The organism is Paenibacillus sp. BC26 (genome assembly GCF_900116125.1).
GTDB classification, from domain to species: Bacteria; Bacillota; Bacilli; order Paenibacillales; family Paenibacillaceae; genus Paenibacillus_Z; species Paenibacillus_Z lignilyticus.
In genome coordinates, this window is record NZ_FPAD01000001.1 from 3,179,600 (window position 1) to 3,203,979 (window position 24,380).

Consider the following 24,380-nt stretch of genomic DNA (forward strand, 5'->3'; position numbering starts at 1 on the left):
GACTAATTTGGTAACACTGGGCGTGCATAACAAGTAATAGAGGGGCATACTCAAATACTCACGCCTACCATCATAGCAAAAAACAGCCGGATTGGCTAACATTTCATTCTCGGTGATGATCTACCAGTATGAAACAACCGTTCTTCAAATCGTGCACGCTCGCATCCAATATCTTTTCGAGGAGAAAAGCGGTCGATTCTCGTTTCGCAATATCAGGTTCCACGAAGATCGGAGCCCCTCCTCCCACCTGCTCATGCTGCATCGTCACGATTGCTACAATTTTAGCCATGCTGTTCTCCCTTCTCCTTGTTCACGCTCGCTTCTGTCGGCATGCGCACCGCTGATTCCAGAATCGGTACCTTCTCCACGATGATCTTCGCCTTCGTCGCGTCCTTCTCCTGAGGAATCAGAAATATCGCCAGCCTTCCGTCTCTCATATCGAGCTTCGCCATTGGAACGAGTGCCGGCTCGCCGTCATCGCGGTACACGCCCAGAATGGTTGATAAATCAAACAAGATCGCTTGTCTTTGTCCCAGATTGCTCAACGTCGCTTTCCCATTCGGATTATACGGTGTCAAAATAATGCCCAAGCCGCGTTCGGCAATCAGCTCCTGATTCGACGTTAGCCCCACATTCATGATGTAGATATCGCCTACGAATAAATCGGGGCCATCCACTTTGACTTCAGCAATTTCGGCTTTGGCAATATGGGATACGGCCTTGCCTGATTTCAGCGTATATACAAGCAGCAGCGACAGAAGCCCCATCCCTAACCCAAACGGCAAACCAAGCGCCAATGAAGCGAGACTGGTCAACAAGGCTGATAATATCACAAGGTAATTGCGGCCCTCAAAGACCATCGCTATACCTTCAATATAGGTCGAACCGCGAGGGACGAGCTCCATACTGTCTATTTTATCCAAAGTCTCCCGCTCCATCTTGCGAACATCCCGGAATTGCTGTGCAGCCAATGTCAGAAAAGTAATGGCCGTGAAATCCTTCTTATAGAGCGCCGGAACGGCAACAGCACCCAATGCAGCTGCAATGACGCCAAGCGAAATGTGAATGATTCTGCCGTGGGGATAGGTCGGGTATTGCCGATAGTCCGTCCGCAGCATTAACAATCTGGCGGCTACTCCAATCGCGACGCCAAGCATAATGCCATACAGCACATGATGCGGCTGTCCTGCTTTCAGCTGTGTCCATAGTTGCTCCCACATGTACTATAAGTTCCCCCCTCGTTCTTCACCTGCTCGACCTTCGACAAAACGGACGACTTTGTGCTTCAACCAGTTCTTCACGTTGCCGGTTACCCGTGCTGCGGTAAGTGCAATGACTAAGCCGTCCCACCACGCCGGAGAGCCGAGCATCAATTGTTTCGTAATGACTAAAGGGCTGATCAGCAGATCGAGCTGAGAGAAGACGGCTGCAAATACGGCAATGACAAATTGACTGCGAAACCGATCCGCCAACAAGCCTGCGAACAATCCCGCGAGCAGCGGACCATCCCATGCCGGATTCAAGGCGATGAATACCGGATCCATGCCATAAATATAGCGCACCCACATCCACATAAACCCGGTAAGCAGCGCCGAGAAGAAGACGAACAGCATGCTTCCGAAATGACGGATTCTTGCCAATTGAAACAAAGCCACAGCTATCGCGAGAGCGGCACTGCCTGTAAGCAGAATGCTATCCCGTATAGTGAGTTCAGCGACATGAAGCAATAAAGCACCCAAAATAAATAAACCAAGCATCCGGGACGACATCCCTTCCGCAACTTGCTCTTTCCAGCCGGTCGCATAAAGAATGAACGCCATCGACAGCAGCCAGAACGCAATAAACCCATCATTCACAGTGCTTCACCTCTTTATGGCCTATATTATGCGCTTAGGAGAGTGAACCTAATCCAGCCGGACCTATTTAAGGCAAACGAAAAAAGCCTGTTACCATGCACAACTGTGCAGAGTAACAGGCTCTTCTTACATCGTAATTACAATTATTTCAATTTGCTCAGCTTGTCGCCGAAACGCTCAGCAAGCGTGAAGCTCATGCTTTCGTTGCTTAGGCTGACGTTAGGATTGTTAAGCTCGACTTTAGGTGCGCGAGGTGCACGCTCTCCGCGGTCGCTGCGCTCTCTCTTCTGATCAGGCGCTTGCTCAGGAGCTTCTTCTGTTTCCTTGATGCTAAGGGAAACGCGTTTCTCAGCCGGGTTGAAGTCAAGAATTTTCGCTTTCACTTCTTGGCCTTCTTTCACAACTTCATTCGGAGTTGCTACGTGACGGTGTGCAAGCTGCGAAATGTGTACAAGACCTTCAACGCCCGGTGCGATTTCAACGAATACGCCGAAGCTTACGATACGGCGAACCGTACCTGTTACGATGTCGCCTACGTTGAATTGACCGTTTGTCGATTCCCATGGACCCGGTTGAGCAGCCTTAATGCTCAGGCTGATTTTGCCAGCGGCTGGATCCACTTTAAGTACTTTAACGCGAACGGATTGACCTTCAGTAACTACATCCTTCGGATGAGCTACGTGCTGCCAGGAAAGCTCGGATACGTGAACCAAGCCATCGATGCCGCCGATATCAACGAATGCGCCGAACGGAGTCAAACGTTGAACGGTACCGTCAAGCTCTTGGCCCACTTGCAGGTTGCCGATTACAGCTTGTTTGTTTTGCTCAAACTCAGCGTCCAGTACTTCTTTCGCGGACAGGATTACTTTGTTGTTCTCGCGATCGATTTCTTTCACTTTAACGCGAAGCGTACGTCCTTTGTAATCGCTGAAATCTTCAACGAAATGACGCTCTACCATGGAAGCAGGGATGAAGCCGCGAACGCCAACGTCAGCAACCAGGCCGCCTTTAACGACGTCTGCAACCGTAATTTCGAATACTTCGCCGGAATCGAAGCGAGCTTGAAGACCATCCCATGCTTTCTCGCCGTCAATCACTTTCTTGGAGAGAACAAGCTTTTCTTTCTCATCGTCAATGCTGACGACTTTCAATTGTACTTCTTGGCCGACTTGAACTGCGTTTTGCGCATTTTCAAGCTGTACCGATGAAAGCTCACGAAGGGGAATAACGCCGTCATATTTATATCCAAGGCTTACGAACACTTGGTTATCTTCAATTTTGACGATCGTACCATTCACAGTGTCCCCTTTTTTCAAGGACACGAAATTGTCCATCGCATCTTGACTTACTTCCGCTGCTGCGGTTTCTTGTACTTTTGTTTCTTCTGACATTTAAAATTACCTCCTCAGATCATACCCCAACTTTATTTAAACGTGCAGCCTCAGAATGAAACACTCTCGCAGGCCCACCGTCTAAAACATGTAAAAAAACAATTAATAATTACCCTTGCTTCGCCATCAAACGAATATTCGCCATGATGGTATCTGTTACTTGCTCGAGCACATCGGAAGATGAATCCTGAATAAAGGCCGTCATATCAATGGGCTTGCCATACTTAATGCGCATCTTACGGAATACTCGGTACTTTCCGATAATGGCGACCGGGATGACTACGGCTCCGCTTCGAAGCGCAATCATGGCAGCACCCTTCTTGCCTGCGCTGTTATCGCCTGCATTACGGGTACCTTCCGGAAAAATCCCCATCACATTGCCTTCTTTAAGCAAGTTGATGGCATTGCGAATAGCATCCTTGCTGACGCCTCCCCGCTTCACAGGGAATGCACCAAGCGTCCGAATAAACGGCCCGAGCAAAGGTACCTCGAACAATTCCGCTTTGGCCATGTAATGAACTTTACGGTTCACTTTCGTGCCTACCGTTGTAGGATCAAGCAAGCTGATATGATTACAGCAAAGCACGACAGGTCCTGTGGCCGGTATGTTCTCTAAACCGGTTGCTTCGAACCGGAATAGTACGGCATAGATGATTCGCAGCAAGCTTCGGCAAATGTTATATACCATAGTTTACTTCGCCTCCGCCGTTTTGGTTCGGCATAAGTCTAGAATATGTGCGACGACTTGGTCAATCGTCAATTCTGTGCTGTCGAGAACCTCTGCATCCTTTGCACGAACAAGCGGAGAGAACTCTCTGCTCTCGTCGCTTCGGTCGCGATCCGCGATTTCTTGCTCCAATTGCTCAAGCGGCACAAGCTCACCTTCAGATAGCTCCTGGTATCGGCGCAACGCGCGAACTTGAACGCTCGCGACCAGAAACACCTTTACTTCAGCCCCGGGCAGTACATGCGTACCGATATCGCGGCCATCCATAACGACACCTTTCGCTTCGGCCAGTTTCCGCTGCATCTCGACAAGACGCAACCGAACGGCTTCATGTGAAGCGATCTCCGAAACCTTAAGCGTTACTTCTCTTGAACGTATGTCGGTTGTGATGTTCTCGCCGCCGAGCCGCACAATCTGGCCATCGGTTCCCGGTTCCAGTGTAATGTCCACTGTCTTCACGAGCTCCGCCAGCCTGTCCGCATCACTTGGCAAAACTCCCGCACGGTTCGCAGCGAGTGCGACCGCCCGATACATCGCTCCTGTATCAATGTATATGTACCCTAGCTGTTCAGCGACTCTTCGAGCGACGGTGCTTTTGCCGGCTCCTGCAGGGCCGTCGATTGCTACGTTAATGCGGCCGCCGTTGTTTCCCCCATCCATGTCCAAGCGGTGTAAACCCTCCTTGAAAGTCGTAAGCGGCTGCTATGTTGCTCTTATCGCCATTAAAAAAGCAGGCTCTGCCTGCGATAGTGAGAATTATACCACAGCAGCCCATGAAGTGCAAAGAACGAAAGACCTACTAGAAAGGGGTTCCTTCCAGTCGATCGACGCCTGTTACCCATAGCCGTACTGCCGGAATTTGCAGTGCAAGCTGACTGATTACGACTGCGGCAATCAGCAGAAAAAAAATAATAATCAGCACGCGCGTGACCTCGTCCGAAATGGACAAGTAGTCTTTCTGTGTTTTCTTTACCATGGAGGCACCCCCTATTCCGATATTGCTTGGATAAGGGTAGTTTTTCCACGTTGTCATTCCTTATGCACCAATCGTTGGAACAAGGTTAAAGGCTTGGCTATCTTTTACGGAAATCCAGCTGACGTTCAAAGCAATAGCGGATGATCCGCTGGCGTTCGCTGTCGAGAATGCTCGAAAACTTCGCCATGACCTGATTGCGTCCCGACTCAAGCGGCTTCACGCGGACAATCTCCGCTTTGAAATGGGAATGATCGACGGAGCCGTTGCGATAAGCAAGCAGCAGCCAGCACTCCAAGTTCGTCCCCTGCTTCATCGGCCATTTGCCGTCGACGAGGAATGAGATCCCGCCGCCGCCGACGTCATCGGTCATCCCGATAAATCTAATATTAGCTGACAGCTGAATGGCAATTTCAAGTTCAGCGGCAACGCGCAGAAAATTACGGCGCTGCACTTTCGTTATCGATTCCGGTTCAGGCTTGCGAATCCGGATCAATTTCACGCCGTCTTCTTTGAAACCCAGTACATGGGTATTGAAATAGTTCTTCACACCGTCTTCGGAAATGAAATGCGCGGAGAGCTCGTCCCCCAGAAACAGCCTTTTATATTTTCCCGTGCCTTCAACAAGCGGAATATCAATAAGCAATTCATCGTTATCACTGTCCGCGATTCTGGATTTATACTCGATTGCGGCCTCTTCTTCATCGGACGAAGCTACATGCAAAAATAGAAACTGATTAACTTTTGGCAGCATACTAGCTTCCCCCTCCCCTAATGGTTCGATTATACCACAGCATGTCGAAATTTGGGGAGAGGTGGGATAACAGGAAAAGACGTGCACGGGGTGCACGTCTTCCCTTATTTATTCGGGTAATTGCTCGATCGATTCCTCAATGCCGCTGTCCGCATTTATATAAATCTTATAAACGCCGCCATTGATTTTGCCTACGAACTCGTAACAGAGCACTTCATCGCCCATGTCATTATCGATGATGGCCATCTGTTCCTTCTGCACCTTAAAGTCTGGGTTAAGCGCGGCTCTCGCATCGGCGCTCATCAGCTTCGGCTTAGGCAGTTTCCGTTTGTGATGCTCATACACAAAGTCGGAAGCCTGCAGGGCAACCGCATCCCCGTTATCAAGCGCGATCTTAACGGTCAGTTTATCCGGGTAAATCAGCACTCCGTTCTGGTTGGCTACGAATGTAAAGACGGCCATCGAATCAGAGCGGTCATACGTGATGGCTTTCATCTTCGGATAACCGTGGCGGGACAAGAATTCATCTGCCTTCTTCCTCGCGTCGCCAATGCTGACGACCGGTTTCCCGATATCGCGCGGATTCTCAAACCAGATCAATTGAGCGCCTTTCTGCGAAAAATCCAGCTCGATTGGATTGTCGGCTTTATTCCCTTTATAGGTAGCTGAATAAGACGAGTACTCCGTTCCTTTCCCGTTCTCGACCACCTTGATGTCATTGGGATTGTCCAGCTTCAGGAACTTGGCCGCCAGCTTCTTGATGTCTTCCGGTGTGGCCAGCTTGCCGCCCAGCATCTTAATCGAACGTTTCTGATACATGCTTGCGACCGATGGGCCCCAGTTGATTTCCGGGTATTCGGAGACCTTCTTGTCTACGGTTTTGAAGCCGTCGATAATCGTATTATCAAGCGTCGACTTCTCAGATGCGAGCGCAACCTCGACATCCATCCAGCGCAAATTGTTCGCGATGACTTTATCCTGCACCCCGAAGAGCGACTTTGAAATATATTCCGAATCGGAATATAACGTTTTTAACGTTTTATATTCATCCGGGCTAAGCGGCTGCTTCGTTAAGTCACGAACCGAAGTTTTGTACGAGAAATTCGCGATTTTCGACAAAAACTCTTCAGTTTTGTTGAATGGGAGCAGCGTCAGCGGCAGCTGGTTAATTTCGTTCTGCGCTTCGCTGGTCAGCCGCCATACGTTGACGAGACCTTTGCGATGGAAGCCCTGCGACGCGCTGTTCACGGCAAGCGTGTTTCCGAGCTCGCGATGGAGCTGCTCTACATGGTAGGTCAGATCGTGGAAGGCACGCTGATACTGATTCTCTGCCTTAATCAGGATCGAGTTTTTCTCTTGATGCTCTTGATAGCCCCAATAGATAGAGCCGATAAAAAACAGTGTCATCACCGGAAACAGCACTGCGCTTAAACGACGGTACATATAGCAAAAGCTCCTTTCGTATGCAAAACCTGGTGTTAGTTTGGTTTGCGGAAAGGAGCTTTATGCATGTTATTGGTATGATTTTGCTTACATGGCTGTTCCTACAATGCGATCTCTTCGACGTCAAAATCGTTGATATTGTTGCATAGGCACTGTTTGAACCCGGTATCGATCTTGTCTTTTTCCCTGCGTCCGCGCAGGACAAATTTCTCACCGCATAGATTGCAGCGAATGGTTACCTTTACACGAGCCGAAATCATCGTATCCTCCTGAGTAAGATGCAGCTTTTTTCCTATTATAGACGGAAATGCTAAAGCTTAATCTCTTCCTCATGGCCCAGCATACGAAACGGCGACCTCGCATTGGCGCGATTCATCTTCCGCACGCCTTTAATCCACAGGTAACCCATCAGCGGAACGATAAACCAAACCCAGTAGGTACTGCCGGAGCCCATGATATAGTCATAAACGCCATGCTCCGCGAGCGGAACCGCAGCAGCCAGCAGGAGAAAATTGCGTTTCTTCTTCGCTTCATTGGCAAATTTGGCTTTGCCCACGTAGTAGCCCATCGTTACGCCAAACAGAGCATGGCCGGAAACCGGCAGCAATGCGCGAATGAGCAGTGAACCGACTGATGCAGGCTGGAAAACAGCGTAGAGCACATTCTCCACCGTCGCAAAGCCAAGCGAAATGGCCACTGCGTAGACGATACCATCGTAAGGCTCGTCGAACTCGGTATGGTTGAAAATAATATGATACAAGACAAACCATTTCAGCAGCTCTTCGACGCCTGCGGATACCGTAAACGAGAACAATATCGGACCGTCCCCAAGCCATAGCAGCAAGCCGCGCTGAATGACCATGATCGGCAGTACGATCAATACACCGAGCAGGAACACACGGACAACCATGTGAATCGGTTCCGCGTCATACCGGTCCTTTAAATAAAAGTAAGTCAGCAGCGAGATGCCCGGAGCAACCGCCGCTGTCAGTATGGAAAAGAGCAGCATCGTTGACGTCACCTTCCGAGAGACGAGCTTTCCCTGCAGGTTACAGGCAAAAGCTCGTTTGATCGGCAATCGGCTACACCCACCCCCTAAGGCGGACGGCCTCTGCCATTTTGCGGACGCCCACCATGTAAGCAGCGAGCCTCATATCCACTTTCTTAAGCTTATGCAGTTCATAGACACTATTAAAGCCGCGGACCATCATATCGCGCAGCTTGGAATCAACTTCGGCTTCAGACCAATAATAGCCCTGATTATTCTGTACCCATTCGAAGTAAGACACGATAACGCCGCCGGCGCTTGCCAGTACATCAGGCACGAGCAGAATGCCGCGATCCGTTATCATCTTTGTCGCTTCAAGCGTAGTTGGACCGTTAGCGGCCTCTACAATGATTTTAGCACGAATTTGGTTCGCGTTGCTTGCCGTTATTTGGTTCTCGATCGCGGCAGGCACCAGAACATCGCAATCGATCGCGAGCAGCTCCTCGTTACTGATCGTATCTTTGAACAAATTCGTGACCGTACCGAACGAATCACGGCGGTCCATTAAATCTTCAATGTCGAGTCCTTGATCATTATACAACGCAGCGTGGACATCGGAAATACCCACAACCTTCGCACCGGCTTCAAACATGAATTTAGCCAGATAGCTTCCTGCATTGCCAAAGCCCTGAATAACGACGCGAGCTCCTTTAAGCGCGATCCCCTTCTTTGCCATCGCTTCGTCAATCATGATCGCCACGCCTCTTGCCGTGGCACTCTCGCGGCCAAGCGATCCTCCAAGAACAAGCGGCTTTCCGGTAATAAAGCCGGGCGAATCAAATTCGCGAATACGGCTGTATTCATCCATCATCCAGGCCATAATTTGCGAATTGGTCATCACATCCGGCGCCGGAATATCTTTCGTCGGTCCGACAATTTGACTGATCGACCGAACATATCCGCGGCTGAGGCGCTCCAGCTCACGGAATGACATTTTTCTCGGATCGCAAATAATACCGCCCTTGCCGCCGCCATAAGGCAAATCGGCGATGCCGCATTTAATGCTCATCCAAATGGATAACGCCTTCACTTCGATTTCGTTCACATCCGGATGAAAGCGGACTCCGCCCTTCGTTGGCCCTACTGCATCGTTATGCTGTGCCCTGTAGCCGACGAACACCTTTGTTTTGCCATCATCCATCCGAACCGGTATGCGAACCGTCAGAAGCCTCATGGGCTCCTTCAATAAAGCAATCATATCATCACCGTAACCAAGCTTCTTTAGCGCATCTTCAATCACGGTTTGCGTCGATGTCAGTACATTGCTGTTCTCCATTCCATTCAAAGGAATGTTCACCACCTTTTCCTTTGTAATATGAGCGGTAACCGAATCGGCTATGCGGTGAACTTACGTTCGCGCGCACAGGCTGTAACAAACAAAAAGCACCAGGCCTACGGAATATGCCGTAAGCTGATGCTTCTCTAGGATGATGCGCTTTAGAAATGAGTGCAAATTTCATTGACGGCTTTGGCTGGGACGATTACTTTGCCGTATTCCTCGAGAATGGCGGTCGTAATGGAAGTCGCCTCTCCGTACTCAGCCAGCAGCGCAATAATGGCGTGGTAGCGTGGAAGCTCAATGCCGACTGGCTCAAAGGCCAGCATATATTTGCCGTTGTAGGCATAAAGACGTCCATCCTCAATCAGTTCAGCGCTCTTAAGCTGCTTACAAACTGAAATGACATCCTCGATGTCTCGGAACGCGTATAGCACAATGTCACTTTGCTCGAGCGTTACTTCCATCTCGTAAACGTCTTCCTCATTGTCGTCCTCTTGAATATGATCCTCTGACTTCCCGTTCACTTTGCCTCGTGTAACGATGACGACCATACCTTGGGCAGGAAGTGCAAACACTTCGACGGCGAGCGGTCCGCTGGCATCAAAGCCGAGCTCGCTGTATGCTTGGTCCATCATTTCACTGAACAGCTCGTGCACCTTTGGAATTTCGCGCCACATGTCTTCCTTCTGGATCCCCCGTTCCAGCAAGTCGTCGAACGTCAGGAATATTCGTATTTTGTCTTGATTGAGCCGTTCGATTTTCATGATAGGATCCTCCTTCTCGAGTAGTATCTGCTTCGTATTCTCGGAGCAAAAACCGTCTTCGAAAGCACATTGAACGCGGATAGTATCTGTTATACATAGCGTATGAAGCAGCAGTTATTTGGGTGATTAAAATGTGTTTATGTTGCTATGTTAGCATGTCTGTGGGTGGAATGCACTACAGACGCAAAAAAAAAGAATCGTCCCGCCGCCAATTGGTAATACGCAATTGAACGGCAAAACGATTCTTTTTGTCCGGATAGAATTTATAACAATTTGACTACAAATTTCTAAACGGCTCAAGAGAAGAAACTCCGGGCACCTCGAGTTAATAGTGACAACCGCTTCTTCTTATATCGCCTTTAGTGAGGTTTCGCTTCTGCTTTTATTTGATCAACCTGCTCTTTGACACCGGGGTCGCTGTTGAGCAGCAGCTCAATCTGTCCCCAAGCGTTGCCGGACCCTTTTGCGGAAGCGTCTGAATGCTTTGGGGCTGCATGCTGCACCATGTCTCCGCCGAATTTGCGACTGATAACTGCGCCCATCGCCCTCTTCGTCATTCCGTTAACGGCAGTGCCTGCAGCGCTGCTCGCCCAGGCAAACATGCCGGGCCTCTTCTTCGCTATATAAGCCGCCGCTGCCATACCGGCAAGTCCTCCAATCAGAAAACCGGACAATTTCATTGGCAATCCTCCTATGCTGAATGCTGCTTACGACTCGCGATTAGTTTGCCTAGGGCAAGCTGAGGTCATCCCTGCACAAATTAAGGAAGTAGTAAAGTTCGGTTCATTTTCGAAATATGATACAATAAGTGCATTGTTTTTTGGCGAAATCAACTCGAAGGCCATAGGAGGACGACAGCATGCCGATTCGTAAACCTCACCTCATCTCCATCGTCATCGTCATGATGATGGCCCTGCTGGTTACATCCGGATGCAGCAGCAACGGAAACCAGCCCGGCAGCACAAACTCAACTCCGGCGGACAATGCAGCGAACAATGAACCTGCAGTGAATGAGCCTGCGCCGGACGCGGCAAACAATGCCACCGATTCATCAACAGGGAATGGAAAAGCGACCAACGGACAAAACGATCCGGAAAAAAACAATCAGCCTGCGGACGACAAGGGTACGAATGCGAATACCCCTTCGGAGAACACGACGGCGCCAGAACCGGATTCGAATGCCGCAACGGATCCACAACCGGTCAAGAAGCTTTATAAAATGAACAAGGTATACAGCTTCGTCCCGATTGATAAAGCGACTACGAGCAATAAGGTGGTGCTGCTGACCTTCGATGACGGCCCTAAGGAAGACAAAATGGTCAGCTCCCTGCTCGACACGCTCGATAAGCATAAAGCGAAAGCGATCTTCTTCGTGAACGGCTATCGGGTGAAGAAACACCCGGAATTGCTCAAAAAAATAGCCGATCGCGGGCAAACGATCGGCAATCATTCTTGGGATCATATCGATTTGAAGAAAGAATCGCAAGCTTCGGTGAAGAAGCAGATTGAGGATGTGCAGCAAATCGTGAAGGAGGTCGTCGGCACCGAGCCGCAATTCTTCCGCCCTCCCTTTGGTAACGGCAATGATTATGTAAAAGGCCTTGTTCGCGATCATGGCATGCTCTATATGACTTGGTCAAACGGATCGCTTGACTGGGATAGCAGCACGAAGGATAAACCGGATAAAGTCATCGCGAACGTGCTCGAGCAGCTTCACCCAGGCGTAAATATCTTGATGCATGAGCTGCCTTGGACAACGGAAGCGCTCGATACGCTGCTCACTAAGCTCGAGAGCAAAGGTTACGGCTTCATCGATCCCGCGACTATTGACTTAGGGCTGGAGGAACAGCCGCAGACCGCAAAGTAATACGGTGATATTGAGCCGGCGCCAGTAACCGAATCGGCAATCGGGAAGTGCCATATCCGCAACTGACAAACAACCGGGGTCCTCTGCTGGCTCCGGTTATTTGTTGCGCGGTGAAATCGAACCAGCCGCGCCAGTAACCGGAATCCTCGGATCCGCGCAAAACAGGTCCGATGTGTGGCAGTGCAATCTGACCGCCGTGAGTATGGCCGGAGAGGACCAAGTCCACTTCATCCCTCTGCTCCGCACTCATACGGTCCATAAGGATCGGATCATGTGCCAGAACGATCGTAAACAGGTGCTTACTGCCGGCGGCCGCTTCCGGCTCGCTTAAGGCCACATCCAGTCGATCGCGCTCCAGGCGCGGATCATCCACGCCAGCCAGCCGAATACGGCTGCCGTCTCTTTGCTCCAGCACGACAGCTTCATTGATGAGCAGGCGTACCCGCTCCTCTGTCAGCATGACCTCAAGCGGCCTCATGTCCTCGTCGTAATCATGATTGCCGTAAACCATGTAGACCGGCGCAATCCGCGACAATTGTTTGATGTTGCTTCGAGACCTGGCCAGCGGCACTCTCCGCTCCCTCAGATCACCGCCGATCAGCACCAAATCCGCTCCTCCGTTGGCTGCAATGCCCTCAATCACTTCATCCGAAATTCGTCTTCTATGAATATCTGTAATAAGGAGTAGGTTCGTTCCGTCAAATGACGAGGGCAGCCGGTCCAATGTCACCGTCTGTTGGTCCAATTTATATTGATACGATGTCCTGACTACTACAGCGACAAACAGCGCCATGGCTGCTGCCGCTGCCAAAATCCAAATGGTCATGGAAACGAAGCACCGCCCTCTCCCAGGATTTAGCCGCCAAACCGACTAATCAAACTGCTTACCCCAAAGAAGTAGTCCTACTAATAAGAGCAAGAATAGAAAAATAAGGATTTTATAAAACCAACCTGCCATTTGCTGTTTATTGGAAGGATGTGATTTCCTTCTGGAAGGAAACGGTACATCGCTGCCTGCAGCTGTCTCGGAAGCCGCCTGTTCGGCCTGTTTCTTCGCGGCAATCGCGGAAGACGATTTCCTGCTGCCAAATTTCTGAACTCTGCTCATTCTTCCCTCCGGAAACGGATTACGAAGCCCATAATCATATCAATTAAAAAGTGTGCTAATATAGGCGCCCATAGAGTGTCGGTTTGGATATAGATCCAGCCTAACGCATAGCTGATGGCAAATACAAGCCCTGTCGGAATCCAATGCTTCAAATAACGAACATGAATGGTTGCGAAAATGATACTTGTCCAATAGGGTCCGAATTGATGCTGAATAGCACCGCGGAACAGCGTTTCCTCGCAAATCGAAACGATTAAGGACAGCACCACCACATGCCAAATCGCACGGTGTTTAAAAATGCGATCGTTGACACCGCCGTCATCATTGGCTTCATCCGGTACAAATCGGGCCGAAAGGAAATCGAGCGCAATGACCGCAGCAGCCAATCCGGCGCCGAAATAGAGAAATTTAAGCCCTTCCGGCAAAACAAATAATAAAAATGGATTTCGATGCTGAAATAATAACCAGATGAAACCGATAACTAAGGTAATCGCTTGCGTGGCATACAAATTTATAAGAAGCATCCGGTCATCGATCTGATCGATGCTCACCGGTTTGATCTTCAATCTGCGAATGTCGAATTTTTTCATATCCAGCTCCCTGCTACACTATGAAAGGTTCATATTTCCTTTTCAAAGGTTTTCCCCTATACTAGTAGGACGATCTAATCAAGTCCCAGAATTCGACAAACAATCAAGTGAAAGCCTTATATTTGCTAGCATTTTGGCGAAATATCGGATGAAGGAGATTATCATGGAGAAACGACTGACTCGTACTGAAATGCTCTTTAGCTTAGGCTTCCTATTCATGCTCGTTTTCGCCGTGGCAGCCTTTTTCTATGGCGTGAAGATAGGCTCTGACAAGACCGAGGCAAAACTAATTGAGAATGCCAAACATCTCAGCGGCAGCAAGAACGCAAGTGTTGGCGCCTATCAACAGCAGGATCTGGTTTCATTCTATCATACTGTATTTCTGCCTTATCGTGAATTTCAATCCGATTGGTTCGAAACGATCCATAAACTTTCCTCTCAGCAGCTGACAGACATCAGCTCCGCTCTGAAAGAACTATCGAACATCGCTGAGCAGAAATACGACGAAGCCGAACACGCATCGGTATCGAAGAGCTCACCGCTTCTCGAATCGGCCCAGCTCCAGCTGCTCAAGAGCTTGCGTATGTTCAGTGAAGCCGCGCAGCGCGGTGCCGGATCAGCGAAGGATATGAACAATGCCGAGCTTCTGAAAGCTTTAATGAAGGATGCCTACTACACGCAAGGTGTGAAATTTGCCATGGCAGGTCAGCAAAGCTACTACACCGCGATGCTGAAATGGAGTGCGTCGGTCAACCCGAATATTCCGGATCATTACGATACCACCTCCGTGCTGAGCATCCAACAATGGAAGCCGCTGCCGTTGACCATTAAGAATAAGCTGATGGCGGATATGTTGGATGCCCGCAAAACATTGGCTCCGTTCTATCCGCAGGATCTCGCATCCCGCGTCGATCAATTTATCGTTTCCGGACAAGCAAGCAGCATGAAGATGAAAACAGTCGACTCCATCGTCGATCTGCTTATCAGCACGGAAGCTGTACGATCAGGCGATTTCAGCGATAGTAAAGCCGAACTTTATGCCAAGGAGCTGCTTCCGCAGCTGCCGTTCTTCTATCCGGAGAGCGAATAAGGACTTAGTCGTATTGAAAGCCATCCAATGAGGATACCGCAGCCATACCGCCAATAACATTGGTGAGGTTGCCGTATCCTCTTTCGCTTAGATAGCGGCAGACAGCAGCGCTTCTTACGCCGTGCGCGCAAATGACATAAACGGTCCGATCCTTATTTATAGCGTCCGAGTCTTCCTGAAAGGTCGACAGCGGCATTAGCGTACTGTTATCTAGATGATAATAATTCCATTCGTCCATTTCTCTGACATCGATGATTTGATCAGGCGAGAGCTTCCCCTCGCGCACGAGCGCCATAAACGGCTCTGGTTCGATATTGCTCCATGGTTCCACAAGAATGCCCCCTTTTTACGGTCGATCATAACGAAAATTTCACATTTGGGCAAGTTTTAATGATTGCAATTTGAGTTCTACTTGCATTAAAATAGTAAACATTAATGTAGCCTGGTTCTGTTGGTCCATCCGGTACAACAATAGCTTTGACGTGTGATCGTGTGACAGACCCTCGCCTAAGCTGCTGCGCTGTGCGGCATCTTACGAGGGTCTTTCACTTCTACTATACATCCATCATACAAACGCTCAGGAGGCAACCACCATGTTTAAAGTATTGGTCTCAGATCCAATCAGCGATCTAGGCATTCAGAAACTTATGGATGCAGAGGATGTCGTTGTCGACAAGAAGCCTGGATTAAGCGAGGACGAGCTCGTAGCCATTATCGGCGAATACGACGCCCTTCTCGTACGCAGTCAGACTCGCGTTACACCGCGCATTATGGATGCGGGTAAATCTCTTAAGGTTATCGGTCGCGCCGGCGTCGGAGTGGACAACATCGACTTGGAAGCAGCTACACAACGCGGAATTATCGTTATTAATGCACCAGACGGCAACACCATCACAACTTGTGAGCATACGTTTGCCATGATGATGTCTGTTGCTCGTTTCATTCCACAAGCCTACCTCAAGACTGTAGGCGGCGAGTGGGATCGCAAGTCGTTCCTCGGCGTCGAACTACGCGGCAAAGTGCTGGGCGTACTCGGTATGGGCCGTATCGGCAGCGAAGTAGCCAAGCGCGCCAAAGCGTTTGACATGGAAATTTGGGGCTATGACCCATTCCTTACGGAAGAGCGCGCGGAGAAGCTGGGCGTTCGTCTCTCCAGCGTAGACGATATCGTACGCAATGCGGACTTTATGACAGTTCATACGCCTCTTACGCCGGAAACGCGCCACATGATTTCTCGTGCGCAATTTGAAGTCATGAAGAAAGGCATGCGCATCGTGAACTGTGCACGCGGCGGTATCATCGATGAGCACGCTCTGGTTGAAGCAATCGATCAAGGTATCGTAGCCGGTGCGGCATTCGACGTATTCGAGGTAGAACCTCCTGCGGCTGATCATCCTTTCCTGAAGCATCCGAAAATCATCGTAACCCCGCATCTTGGTGCATCTACTGTAGAAGCTCAAGAAAACGTGGCCATCGATGTATCGGAGCAAGTGTTGAACATCCTTCGCGACAAGCCGTTTATGAATGCAGTCAACATGCCTCCAATTCCGGCGAACGTGTTGAACAAGCTTCAACCGTACTTCGGTCTTGGCGAGAAGCTGGGCAGCTTTATCGCTCAGTTAACGGAAGGTGCGGTAGAAGAAATCACAGTCAGCTATGCAGGTGAGCTGGCTGAGGTTGATACACAGCCGCTGACGCGTTATGTTGTACGCGGCGTGCTTTCTCACCACCTGGGTTCGGATCAAGTCAATGTCGTAAATTCCATGCATCTTGCAAAAGAACGCCATGTGAACATCGTGGTACAGAAATCCCACGAAGCGCGTGACTTCACGAACTCCATTACCGTTACACTTCGCTCAAAAACGGCAACTCGCCTGGTAACTGGTACGATGTTGACCGGTTATGGTCCGCGAATTGTACAGATCGATCGTTTCCCTGTTGATGTTGCGCCGGAAGGCAACATCATCTTGATCTCGCATAACGACAAACCGGGTATTATCGGTAATGTCGGTATGCTGCTAGGTAACAACAACGTGAACATCGCAACGATGCAGGTTGGTCGTGAGCTTGTTGGCGGTTCGGCAATCATGGTATTGACCGTAGACAAAGGCGTGTCGAAAGACGTAATCGCTGAGTTGGTCAAGCTGCCCGATCTGAACAAAGCGAAAGAAATTAATCTCTATTAATAGAAGAAGCTCCGACCCTTTTCGAGGGTCGGAGCTTTTTTATGCACTCATCCGTCATGAAAATGTTTCACGACCAACAAGATTTCTCTCCTTCCTTCAACAAGAACCGACTTTCCGGCGCTTAGCTGATGCCGACAAGCTGCATTTTCACATAAGTCGAATCATACCAATGCGCACGGAGTTCAATGCGATGACCGCTTCGGCCTGCAGACCAATGAAACGGTACCGAGAAATACTCATAGCGATTGGTTTGCTTCCAATCATTGCGCTGCAGCACCCGCTCCGCGAGCACCGTGCCGGAATCGTCCGCATCGACAACCTCAAGCCTCACTACATCATTTGTGCCGCTGTTGCTATCCACCATCATTTTCCAAGTAGCGATATTATCTCCCACAGGAGTCGAGGTCGTATACGGACCGTATTGCATATAATCCGGTCCGTCTAAGCTGGTTGAAGCCGACCAGCCGTCACCATCGCTCCGTCCAATGACATGACTGATTCCGGGATCCGACATCCCCCATTTCAAATCAAAACCGCCGTCATTCTCATTGGCAATCAGCGCTCTGCTTGTAGGATTCGTCCGATAATAGATGAAGTTCTCGCCATCTACGGATAAAAAGCTCGGTCCGTCATTGCCAAACGTGTTGTCCGTTTGAGGTAAAATGCTATTCTGACTAAACTTGCTCCAGTGAAGCAGATCCGTCGAGCTTGCAACGCCCGATGACCATTTGGCCGTGTTGTAAGGCGGATCCTCGCTGCCTTCATAGGTCATGTAATAGGTGCTGCCTACTTTGACGATATCACGATGACCGGCTGTTCCCGCCTCCCATGTACCGGGCACGGTGTCGATGACCGGATTCCCGGAGTACTTGGTCAGCGAGGTCAGGCTGGTGCCCGTAGCAACGCCAATGCGGCAATCGGAACCGTCATAGCCATGATAAAATAAATACCATGTGTTTCCTTCTTTATAGAGGGACGGAGTTCCGATATTGACACTTTCCCAGCCCGTAGTGTTGTGTGTCAATATTTGACCTTGTTTCGTAAAGTTAACACCGTTCGTCGAAGTTGCCAAGCCAATTTGTCCGGCTGATCCTGTACCGGTTCCCTCATAAACGAGGTAGAAGGTGCCGCTGTCGTACCATACTCCCGGAAACGTAGCAAACGAGTCATCCCATTGCCCGGGCGACCCTGCCGTTAAGACGAAGCCGTTATCGGTAAAATTGACACCGTCGGTTGATTTCGCTAAGCCGACGCCGCCTTTGCCGAACGCATCCCATTTGATGTAATACGCCCATATCTCGCCATTCACTTTGAGGGTGGATATGAAATGCATCGAAAACGAGGTGCCGATGAACGGATTGATTTTATCCAGCTTTATAAAAGCTTGATTATCCAACAAATGCGACATGTTGGATGCGATATTCGAGGTTGTCACGTTACCGGAGGAAACTGCAGCTGGCCCGATATCCGTCGCAGCCGAACTATAATCAGAGCTATTCACGAATACGACGCTCTTCGTAGTCCCGCTTCCGTTTGTAACTTTAAGGTTGTCGTACTGAGCCGAATACGATTGGGAAGGGCTGTCGTTCTCTCCGACGATATCCCATTTGGACGAAGTTTTGCCGATCATGGAAGCGGGAACCGCCAGCTTGCGGTGGTACCATTTATTGGTGGCATAGGCGGATATATTGGCATTCGGATGCCCGCTGATATTGTTCTGGTCCTTCCAGACGGAAGTGCCGGTATCTCGGAAGTAAGACCCGTCAGCGTTAATAATTTCGATACCTCCTGCGCCATCGATGCTACTCGAAATCTGCACATCATATTCGATATAATCTCCGGAAACGAATGTATACGCTTTGTTCGAAATACGTTTGTAGATATACTTGTTAGCCGTGCCGCTGGCATCATTCGTCACACTGAGCGAAGCGACGTCACCGCCTGCCCATGGGTTAGCGCCTGCTGTTGCCGTTGCCGCAAACATGCCTGTCATGAGGATGGTCGATAAGAAGAGCAGGACCCATTTCTTCGTCTGGTTGACTTTCATAAACAGCCTCCTTTGAAGTCGAGATGAATGCATGCTCAGTTTAAATTAATACAATTTGACCAGTCAATATAGCCTTATATAGCAACCAAGCTCTTTCTTTCAACTTTTTTTCGCTAAGTAAACATGACAAGAAGAAGCTGCCCCGCATGAGGAGCAGCTTCTTCTGTATGGCTATACTACGGGCAGCAGAATGGTAAACGTCGTACCGGCACCCATCACACTATCCGCTTTAATTAGACCACGATGAGATTCGATAATGTTCTTCACGATGGCAAGCCCGAGACCTGTTCCGCCTGTTCCGCGTGTACGAGCTTTATCTGCCTTGTAGAATCGTTCGAAGATAAACGGAAGGTCACCTTGCGGGATCCCCTCTCCCTCGTCTGTCACTTTAATTTCTACAAAAGCCTTCTGTTCGACGATCAAATTGCGCGCACTGAGCGTGATCGACGCCTGCTTCGCCGTATGGCGAATCGCATTGTCGAGCAGGTTCGTCAGCACCTGCTCCATTCGATCCTCGTCCGCCTGCGCGATGACGAGCGGCTCAGTAGGGAGCTCGATATGCAGGTGAATGTCCTGCTCCTTCGCACGTACTAAGAACTTGCGATGGACTCGCTTCAGCAGGCCGGTCAAATCCGTCTCAACGAGCTTCATCTCAATATGACCGGCTTCCATTCTGGCCAGATCGAGCAAATCCTTCACGAGGCGCCCCATTCGCAGCGACTCCTCGTAAATCACTTGTGCAAGCTCCTTACGCTCTTCAGGCGATGCCGCAATATCATCGATCAATGCTTCGCTGTAGCCTTGCAGCATCGATAACGGCGTCCGGATCTCGTGTGAGACATTCGCAACGAAGTCGCGGCGAAGCTTCTCCAGCTTCGTCTCCTCCGTTACATCCCGCATCACCGCAACCGCACCGCGCACGGTATGATTCGATTTGAGCGGTGCCATAACAACGGACCAAACTCCGCTTTGCACATGCACCTTATCGGATAAATCCCGGCCTTCGCGAAGTACTTTGCGGTAAAGATCAAACATGGGCTCAGGCACTTGCGTATGGGAGCCGATATAATCCCCGGTCCACTCCAGCTCATTCCACTTGTCGATCAGCTTCTGACCATGCGGATTGGCCAGAATGATCTGACCTTCCGCATCGAAGGTAACGACAGCATCCGCCATACTGCGGTGTACGCTCGCTAAGTGATCCTTCTCATGATTCAAGTCATGAATCAATGTATCCAGCTCAGAAGCCATATTATTGAACGTGTTGGCCAAATCACCGATCTCATCCGTCGAGCGAATCGGTACTCGTGTACGGTACTCCCCTTGGGAGATCAAATCGGCCGCTTTCTTCAGCTGAAGCAGCGGCTGCGTGATTTTGGTCGAAAGGAAAAACGCAAAAAACGTCGATAACAGAAACCCGATGATCGCGGTGTAAACAAACAGTACCTTGACATCATGCGAGTTCTTGAAGGCAATATCGATATACTGCAGCAGGAACATCCCCAGAATAAGCAAAACGACTGCCACAAGCGCGATAATCGTAATCCATAGCTTCCCGACAACACTGCGCCAGATCATCACTTACTTCGGCACCTCAAGCTTATAGCCTACGCCCCAAACCGTCGTGATCATCATCGCAGCTTCCGGAGACACTTTATTCAGCTTCTCGCGAAGTCGTTTAACATGGGTATCCACGGTACGAAGATCTCCGAAAAATTCATAGTTCCAGACGTCTTTCAGCAGTTCCTCACGGGAAAATACTTTATCGGGCGATATCGCCAGGTAGTGGAGCAGCTCGTATTCCTTCGGTGTCAAGCTGACCTCTTGTCCGCCAGCCATCACGCGATGCGCATCATGCTCGATAATGAGATGCGGGAAAACGATATTATTGCTCGTCAATGCTTCCTTCGTCAAGAAAGCGGTAGCGGACGAACGGCGCAAGATGGCTTTCACACGATAAATGACTTCGCGGGGGCTGAACGGTTTTACGACATAGTCATCGGCCCCTACTTCAAACCCTTGCACGCGGTTCATTTCCTCGCCTTTCGCCGTCAACATGATGACAGGAGTGGCTTTTACTTGGCGAAGTCTGGAACAGACCTCAATCCCATCAATACCGGGCAGCATGACATCCAGCAGAATCAGATCAAACTCGCCGGCTGTCGCAAGGCGCAATGCGGTTTCGCCGTCCTCGGCCTCCTCGATGAGATAGCCTTCCTTTTCCAGGTACATTTTGAGCAGCCTGCGAATCCGTTCTTCGTCATCGACTACAAGAATGCGGTGAAGTTCTTCAGACATGTCCGTTGTCTCCTTTCAAATCTGTGCTAATCATCATTAAACGCCTGCGTAAGAGTGCAAGCCGACGAGGACCAAGTTAACCCCGATCAGCGTAAACATGACGACGACAAAGCCGATAACCGCAAGCCATGCCGACTTGGAACCATGCCATCCGCGCGATAGACGCAAGTGCAGGTAGGCCGTGTAGTACAGCCAAGTAATAAGGGCCCACACTTCTTTCGGATCCCAGCCCCAGAAACGCGACCAGGCAATGTAAGCCCAGATCATCGCGAATATGAGCGCGCCTAACATGAAGATCGGATACCCGATCGCAATGGCGCGATAACTGATTTCATCGATATCATCTTCGTCGATACCATCCATAAGCGGATGAATCGCTGCCCCAATTCGCTTACGCAGCACCAGGCGGAGTAGACCGTACAGAATCGCTCCGTTGATGATCGACCACGTAATGGTGTTCAGCTTGCGTGCCGCATTGACACCTTTCATCCAAGACGGTGTTTCCATCAGCGGTTTCTTCACGCCAAGGAAAGGTTCGACCAACACGTCTTGGCTGTTGTAAGGCTTGAAGATTGGCGGAAGGGAATATTCAACCGTTTCCGTTGTCGTGCTCTCCATTCCTTTATCATCGATCACGACATTCTCTTGCTTGAACGTCGCTTCATAGCCTGCACCGCGGAACGAGAAGACCGAACCGATGAAGGCAATGATCACAACGATGACGAAGAGCGTGAATTCGACCCAGCGCTGTTCGCGTCTTGCTTGCGGACTTGTTTTCTTGAAGTCTACCGTACGAAGCAGATACATAAGTCCTGCAGCAAAACCAACCGCGAAGAAGGCTTCGCCTGTTGCCGCTGTCGTCACATGCACTTTAAGCCAGATCGATTGCAGAGCCGGAATCAGCGGCTGCACTTCTTGAGGGAATACCGCCGCGTAAGCGACGATAATAACCGTTAGCGGCAATGTAAACAAACCAAGCAGCGGTTTGCGGTAAATCGCATTGACGACGATGAAAGCAAACATGATCGCCATGGCCAGAAACGTCATAAACTCATACATGTTGCTGGTCGGAATGTGACCTCCACCGATCCAGCGTGTAATAAAGAATGTCAAATGCGAAGCAAATCCGAGGATCGATACCCCGTACGCGATGCGTCCCCAGCGGCGAACATGCTCTTCCGGACTGCGGTTGCTCCATTTGCGCCCCAGCGCTGAAACGCCATAAAACATAAATCCGAAGCAATACAAGAAAAATGCGACGATAAATGCGTCGCTGCTAAAATCAAGCAAACTCACGACTTGTTCCTCCCGTTATCGAGCGACTTCGGCTCTACGACGACGCCTAAACCGCGTAATGCGGAAGCGACCTCGGCACGCATGCCGTAATTGTTCTTGTTCGTATGTGCGCCTAACGTGACGCGGCCGCCGTCTATGCGAAGCCAAATTCTGCGGTGATGCCAATATGAGCCGAGCAGCAGTCCGAACATCGAAATGCCGGCTCCCACCCAGATATAAGGCATCGCCCGATCCGAGCGGATATTGAGCGAGGTCATTACGCCTGCGAACTCAACGCCTTCCATAGTGGGCACCTTCAGCTCAAACCGTTTAGCCAGCTCCCCATTGATGAGATCCTGACTGAATCTCGCTTTATCGGTCTGTTTCGGGAAGTACATATACGGCTCGCCATCCGCGGCCAAATCCGGGCCTTTCATGACGAACACAAATGCCGGCGCGTTCGGTTCCTTGGATTTCGTCGTCGGCTTGCCTTCCGAGTTCAGCGCAAAATCCATGTACGTCTGACGGAGCTCTAGCGTATACGGTCCAAGCTTGTAGGTTAATTCCGGATTCCGCATGACAAGATCGAATGGTCCATAGGTTTGGCCTGTCTTGTGGTCGATAAGTACCGGATGAACGGCCTTCAGCTTCGGCGTATCGTCAAAGCCGAATTGATAGGCCTTGATGCCTTTGTAGGAAAGTGGATCGTTCACAATAATATTGTGCCGTTTCACTTCCTTCAATTGCGGCTGCTTGGAAGGATCGTCGCAATCCGCCTCGCATTCGTACAGCACGGCTTTCGTCTCATAGAGTTTGGCCCGAGCCGTTCCTTTCAGCGATTCCGGAAGCTCTGCTTCCGTATAATAGTTGATCGTAAACTTCTCATTCTTCACGTAATAGTTCGTTTCGGGGATTTGAACCGTATCCCCTTCCGTCACCGTTACATAATTGTCCATTGCCCAGCCGGGAAGCGTGCGCAGCAGTACCGCGAGCAAGAACACAATCAAGCCGATATGATTAATATAAGGCCCCCAGCGACTGAACCGATATTTCTCTGCCAGAAGTGCATCGCCTTCTTGATGGACCTTATAATGCTTTCGCTTTAGCTCCTTAGCCATAGCTGCGGTCCAATTCTCTGCCGAGCCTTCGATATCACTCGCATACACGGTCTTCTGTCTGGTCAAGAACGTATTGTGCTTACGAATTTGCTGCTTGTTCAGTGCCCGATAGAGCGGGAGCACGCGGTCAAGACTGCAAATAACGAGCGAGGTTCCGATCATCACGAGCAGTCCGATAAACCACCACGACTCGTACGTGTTGGAGAAGCCGAGCTTATAATACCATTTGCCGATCCAACCGTAACGCTCTTCGTAATACGTCGTAGGATCAAATGAGATAAAGGCATTCTCTTGTGTGAAAATCGTGCCGATCATAGCCGCAATCAGCGTAATCACGATCAGCCGAACAGCAATCTTTACCGAAGAGAAAAAGTTCCAAACGCGGTCAATCGGCGACGGGTTCGTCTTCTGCGAGCGACGGGCAATGCCGTCGTATCGCATCTCGAGCGGCGCATCGCTCTCTGCTTCTTCGCCGTCCAGCGGGTTGCCGCAATGCTCGCAAAGCACGGTTCCGACCGGATTCTGGTGACCGCATTCACATTTCGTATTTTCAAAAGTCAACATGC

The 24,380-nt window shown here is 50.0% G+C and carries 26 protein-coding genes; 3 read left to right on the forward strand and 23 right to left on the reverse strand.

Going from position 1 to position 24,380, the window contains the following annotated elements:
- Positions 1 to 103: 103 nt before the first annotated feature.
- The 14 genes from BM412_RS14285 to BM412_RS14340 form a co-directional block, all read right to left on the reverse strand.
- On the reverse strand, positions 104 to 289 hold the full coding sequence (locus BM412_RS14285) for a capping complex subunit for YIEGIA (protein ID WP_091219041.1): 186 nt from the start codon (positions 287 to 289) through the stop codon (positions 104 to 106).
- The gene (locus tag BM412_RS14290) at positions 282 to 1,220 is read right to left on the reverse strand and encodes a YIEGIA family protein (protein ID WP_091219043.1); all 939 of its coding nucleotides are present in this window, start codon (positions 1,218 to 1,220) and stop codon (positions 282 to 284) included. The genes BM412_RS14285 and BM412_RS14290 overlap by 8 nt, the downstream gene beginning before the upstream one ends.
- A 3-nt stretch (positions 1,221 to 1,223) precedes the next feature.
- Positions 1,224 to 1,856, reverse strand: coding sequence for a YphA family membrane protein (locus tag BM412_RS14295; RefSeq protein ID WP_091219045.1), 633 nt, complete (start codon positions 1,854 to 1,856; stop codon positions 1,224 to 1,226).
- Between the two features lie 143 nt (positions 1,857 to 1,999).
- On the reverse strand, positions 2,000 to 3,247 hold the full coding sequence (gene rpsA / locus BM412_RS14300; RefSeq protein WP_091219048.1) for a 30S ribosomal protein S1: 1,248 nt from the start codon (positions 3,245 to 3,247) through the stop codon (positions 2,000 to 2,002).
- A gap of 109 nt (positions 3,248 to 3,356) precedes the next feature.
- Complete coding sequence (locus tag BM412_RS14305) at positions 3,357 to 3,935, reverse strand: lysophospholipid acyltransferase family protein (RefSeq protein WP_091219050.1); 579 nt, start codon at positions 3,933 to 3,935, stop codon at positions 3,357 to 3,359.
- Between the two features lie 3 nt (positions 3,936 to 3,938).
- Positions 3,939 to 4,634: a (d)CMP kinase gene (gene cmk / locus BM412_RS14310; protein WP_091220492.1), complete on the reverse strand. Its 696-nt coding sequence runs from the start codon at positions 4,632 to 4,634 to the stop codon at positions 3,939 to 3,941.
- A 139-nt stretch (positions 4,635 to 4,773) separates the two neighbouring features.
- Positions 4,774 to 4,950, reverse strand: coding sequence for a hypothetical protein (locus BM412_RS32130; RefSeq protein WP_177245830.1), 177 nt, complete (start codon positions 4,948 to 4,950; stop codon positions 4,774 to 4,776).
- A gap of 97 nt (positions 4,951 to 5,047) precedes the next feature.
- A complete protein-coding gene (locus BM412_RS14315; protein ID WP_091219054.1) occupies positions 5,048 to 5,701 on the reverse strand; it encodes a flagellar brake protein in 654 nt (217 codons plus the stop codon).
- Between the two features lie 108 nt (positions 5,702 to 5,809).
- A complete protein-coding gene (ypeB, locus tag BM412_RS14320) occupies positions 5,810 to 7,144 on the reverse strand; it encodes a germination protein YpeB (protein WP_091219057.1) in 1,335 nt (444 codons plus the stop codon).
- Positions 7,145 to 7,245: 101 nt separating this feature from the next.
- Complete coding sequence (locus BM412_RS32135; RefSeq protein ID WP_177245831.1) at positions 7,246 to 7,404, reverse strand: hypothetical protein; 159 nt, start codon at positions 7,402 to 7,404, stop codon at positions 7,246 to 7,248.
- 50 nt (positions 7,405 to 7,454) lie between these two features.
- A complete protein-coding gene (gene prsW / locus BM412_RS14325; RefSeq protein ID WP_091219060.1) occupies positions 7,455 to 8,153 on the reverse strand; it encodes a glutamic-type intramembrane protease PrsW in 699 nt (232 codons plus the stop codon).
- A gap of 73 nt (positions 8,154 to 8,226) precedes the next feature.
- Positions 8,227 to 9,468 (reverse strand): Glu/Leu/Phe/Val family dehydrogenase, encoded by a 1,242-nt coding sequence (locus BM412_RS14330; RefSeq protein WP_091220499.1) that lies wholly within the window; start codon positions 9,466 to 9,468, stop codon positions 8,227 to 8,229.
- A 161-nt stretch (positions 9,469 to 9,629) separates the two neighbouring features.
- Entirely contained in the window at positions 9,630 to 10,235 is a 606-nt protein-coding gene (locus BM412_RS14335; protein ID WP_091219062.1) for a genetic competence negative regulator, read from the reverse strand.
- Positions 10,236 to 10,594: 359 nt separating this feature from the next.
- Positions 10,595 to 10,915, reverse strand: coding sequence for a hypothetical protein (locus BM412_RS14340; RefSeq protein ID WP_091219065.1), 321 nt, complete (start codon positions 10,913 to 10,915; stop codon positions 10,595 to 10,597).
- 179 nt (positions 10,916 to 11,094) lie between these two features.
- Between BM412_RS14340 and BM412_RS14345 the strand changes: the two genes are divergently transcribed.
- Positions 11,095 to 12,102, forward strand: coding sequence for a polysaccharide deacetylase family protein (locus BM412_RS14345; RefSeq protein WP_256256304.1), 1,008 nt, complete (start codon positions 11,095 to 11,097; stop codon positions 12,100 to 12,102).
- Here the strand turns inward: BM412_RS14345 and BM412_RS14350 are convergent.
- From BM412_RS14350 to BM412_RS14360, 3 genes are read right to left on the reverse strand one after another with little or no spacing between them, the layout of a single operon-like run.
- Positions 12,059 to 12,928: a metallophosphoesterase gene (locus BM412_RS14350; RefSeq protein WP_091219068.1), complete on the reverse strand. Its 870-nt coding sequence runs from the start codon at positions 12,926 to 12,928 to the stop codon at positions 12,059 to 12,061. The genes BM412_RS14345 and BM412_RS14350 overlap by 44 nt on opposite strands.
- 45 nt (positions 12,929 to 12,973) lie before the next feature.
- A complete protein-coding gene (locus tag BM412_RS14355) occupies positions 12,974 to 13,210 on the reverse strand; it encodes a hypothetical protein (protein ID WP_091219070.1) in 237 nt (78 codons plus the stop codon).
- Positions 13,207 to 13,800 (reverse strand): CPBP family intramembrane glutamic endopeptidase, encoded by a 594-nt coding sequence (locus BM412_RS14360; RefSeq protein ID WP_091219073.1) that lies wholly within the window; start codon positions 13,798 to 13,800, stop codon positions 13,207 to 13,209. Before BM412_RS14360 ends, BM412_RS14355 begins: the two co-directional genes overlap by 4 nt.
- 163 nt (positions 13,801 to 13,963) lie before the next feature.
- Between BM412_RS14360 and BM412_RS14365 the strand changes: the two genes are divergently transcribed.
- Positions 13,964 to 14,890, forward strand: coding sequence for a hypothetical protein (locus BM412_RS14365; protein WP_091219075.1), 927 nt, complete (start codon positions 13,964 to 13,966; stop codon positions 14,888 to 14,890).
- 4 nt (positions 14,891 to 14,894) lie between these two features.
- Here the strand turns inward: BM412_RS14365 and BM412_RS14370 are convergent, their stop codons facing one another.
- On the reverse strand, positions 14,895 to 15,221 hold the full coding sequence (locus tag BM412_RS14370) for a rhodanese-like domain-containing protein (RefSeq protein WP_256256305.1): 327 nt from the start codon (positions 15,219 to 15,221) through the stop codon (positions 14,895 to 14,897).
- 262 nt (positions 15,222 to 15,483) lie between these two features.
- Here BM412_RS14370 and serA point away from each other — a divergent pair, with 262 nt between their 5' ends.
- Positions 15,484 to 17,076, forward strand: a complete 1,593-nt coding sequence (serA, locus tag BM412_RS14375) for a phosphoglycerate dehydrogenase (protein ID WP_091219078.1) — start codon at positions 15,484 to 15,486, stop codon at positions 17,074 to 17,076.
- Between the two features lie 121 nt (positions 17,077 to 17,197).
- Here the strand turns inward: serA and BM412_RS14380 are convergent, their stop codons facing one another.
- The 5 genes from BM412_RS14380 to BM412_RS14400 form a co-directional block, all read right to left on the reverse strand.
- Positions 17,198 to 19,123 (reverse strand): glycoside hydrolase family 130 protein, encoded by a 1,926-nt coding sequence (locus tag BM412_RS14380; protein ID WP_091219080.1) that lies wholly within the window; start codon positions 19,121 to 19,123, stop codon positions 17,198 to 17,200.
- Positions 19,124 to 19,294: 171 nt separating this feature from the next.
- Positions 19,295 to 20,704: an ATP-binding protein gene (locus tag BM412_RS14385; protein ID WP_091219082.1), complete on the reverse strand. Its 1,410-nt coding sequence runs from the start codon at positions 20,702 to 20,704 to the stop codon at positions 19,295 to 19,297.
- Positions 20,705 to 21,421, reverse strand: a complete 717-nt coding sequence (locus tag BM412_RS14390) for a response regulator transcription factor (RefSeq protein ID WP_091219085.1) — start codon at positions 21,419 to 21,421, stop codon at positions 20,705 to 20,707.
- 36 nt (positions 21,422 to 21,457) lie between these two features.
- Entirely contained in the window at positions 21,458 to 22,717 is a 1,260-nt protein-coding gene (gene ccsA / locus BM412_RS14395) for a cytochrome c biogenesis protein CcsA (protein WP_091219087.1), read from the reverse strand.
- On the reverse strand, positions 22,714 to 24,378 hold the full coding sequence (locus tag BM412_RS14400) for a cytochrome c biogenesis protein ResB (protein WP_091219090.1): 1,665 nt from the start codon (positions 24,376 to 24,378) through the stop codon (positions 22,714 to 22,716). Before BM412_RS14400 ends, ccsA begins: the two co-directional genes overlap by 4 nt.
- Positions 24,379 to 24,380 lie beyond the last annotated feature (2 nt).